Genomic DNA, 2,194 nt, shown 5'->3' on the forward strand with positions numbered 1-2,194 from the left:
GCGGACGACGGTGAGGGTGGCGCCGAGCGCCTCCACCTCGGCATGCAGGGCGGTGGTGGCGGCGTCCTCGGGGCCGGCCGGGCCCGCGAGCAGCACCCCCGGGGCGCCCGGCGCGGCGCCCCCCCGCGCCGGGGGTTCGGCCGGGGGGGTGCTGGAGCGCTGGGTGGCGGCCAGCAACGCCTGATCCCTCGCCGACGGGTGTCCCGCGATCCGGACACGGGTTGCGGGACCGCGATCACTTCGCGTACGTTCCCGTACAGGTCATGAGTGACAGTCATGAGGCCCCGGCCGACTGTCCGGCAACCCTCCGTCCGTGGCGGGGTGCCCCGGGTGAAGACCGGGCCGTGGGCAGTGAGGTCCACGGCAAGCGCGGACCCCTCGTAAACCAGGGGTCCTGGTCGTCGAGGGAGCCTTCTGTGAGCAAGCGAATGCGATAGGGCGTAGAGCCCCGCCTCCGCGTACCCCTTTCACCTTCCCCACGCTCGAGCCGTGTGCGCTCGCGTGGTGGTTCCCCCTTGCCTCTCACAGGAGTTCGCCATGTCTGTCTCCACCGCTGCCGCCGTCCGGACCATTTGTGCCCAACTGCCCGTTCTCGGCCGGGACGTGACCGTCCCGCTCGTCACGGGCGGCGAGGTCACCTACGCCGCCCTCGACTACGCGGCCAGCGCGCCCGCGCTCCAGCGGGTCTGGGACGACGTGGCCGCGTACGCCCCGTACTACGGCAGCGTCCACCGCGGCGCCGGCTACCTCTCCCAGCTGTCCACCGACCTGTTCGAGAACGCCCGCAGGACGGTCGCCGAGTTCCTCGACTGCCGGGCCGCCGACCAGGTGGTCTTCACCCGGTCCACCACCGACTCGCTGAACCTGCTCGCCGCCGCGCTCCCCGCCGGCTGCCAGGTCTTCGTCTTCGAGACCGAGCACCACGCCTCCCTGCTGCCCTGGAAGGACGCCCGGGTCGGCTACCTCGACGCCCCGCGCAGCCCGCGGGAGGCCGTGGAGACCCTGGAGCGGGCCCTGGCCGACCGCGACCCCCACGCCCCCGCCCTCGTCTGCGTGACCGGCGCCTCGAACGTCACCGGCGAGCTGTGGCCGGTACGCGAGCTGGCCGCCGCCGCCCACGCGCACGGCGCCCGGATCGTCCTGGACGCCGCCCAGCTGGCCCCGCACCACCCGGTGTCCCTGAAGGATCTCGACGTGGACTGGGTCGCCTTCTCCGGGCACAAGCTGTACGCCCCCTTCGGCTCCGGCGTGCTGGCCGGCCGAGCCGACTGGCTGCGCGAGGCCGAGCCGTACCTCGCCGGCGGCGGCGCCAGCCGCAAAGTCACCCGGCGCGAGGACGGGGGAGTGGCCGTGGAATGGCACGAGACGGCCGCCCGCCACGAGGCAGGCTCCCCGAACGTCATCGGCGCCTACTCCATCGCCTCCGCCTGCAAGGCCCTCACCGAGGCCGGCTTCGACGCCCTGGTCGCCCGCGAGCGGTACCTGATCGACACGGTCCGGGCCGGGCTCGCCGAGGTCCCCGAGGTCAGGGTGCTCTCCCTCTTCGGGGACGACGCCCCGCGCGTCGGCGTGATCTCCTTCGTCGTCGAGGGCTGGAACAGTTCGCACTTCGCAGCCGCCCTGTCCGCCGAGTACGGCATCGGCGTCCGCGACGGCCTGTTCTGCGCCCACCCCCTCGTCCGCACGCTGCTGGGCAGCGAGCCGCAGTCCCAGGGCGAGTGCGGCGCCCCGGAGGCCGTGCCTGGCGAGAAGTCACTCAACGCCATCCGCGTCAGCTTCGGCGCGGGCACGCCGGACGAGCACGTCGAGCGGTTCGTGAACGCCGTGAAGGAGCTGGTGCGGGACGGCGCCAAGTGGCGGTACCGCACCGAGGACGGGCGCTGCGTACCGGCCGTCTGACCGGCCTGCGACGCTGCCCGATGCGCTCCCTTCGGCAGCCGGAGTCCTGACGGGGGAGGAGCGCGGGGTGCAGGAGCTGCGCGTGGTGGATCCGCGGCGGATCGGGCCGTACGAGGTCCTGCGCCGGCCGCGCGCCGTGGCCTTCGGCGGCTCGCCGAAACGGAAGCAGACCCTCGGCGGCCACGGCGGCGGCGGTCCCGCCGCCGCCCGGGTCGGCCGGGGCCGCGGCGGCCGGGCTCATGGGCAGCACCAGGCCGAGGGCACACACCAGGGCCGGCAGCAGGGAGCGGACACG

Annotated in this window: 1 protein-coding gene, 1 pseudogene and 1 riboswitch; the gene and the pseudogene both read left to right on the forward strand. The window is 74.4% G+C overall.

What is annotated here, in order from left to right; all coding sequences use genetic code 11:
* Positions 1-259 precede the first annotated feature (259 nt).
* Positions 260-376: riboswitch (SAM riboswitch) on the forward strand.
* 161 nt (positions 377-537) lie between these two features.
* A complete protein-coding gene (locus tag ACFW2E_RS43780; RefSeq protein ID WP_384476840.1) occupies positions 538-1,899 on the forward strand; it encodes an aminotransferase class V-fold PLP-dependent enzyme in 1,362 nt (453 codons plus the stop codon).
* A gap of 67 nt (positions 1,900-1,966) precedes the next feature.
* A pseudogene (locus ACFW2E_RS43785) lies at positions 1,967-2,194 on the forward strand (hypothetical protein); the annotation flags it as partial.

Source organism: Streptomyces sp. NPDC058964, from assembly GCF_042741275.1.
Classification (GTDB): Bacteria; Actinomycetota; Actinomycetes; order Streptomycetales; family Streptomycetaceae; genus Streptomyces.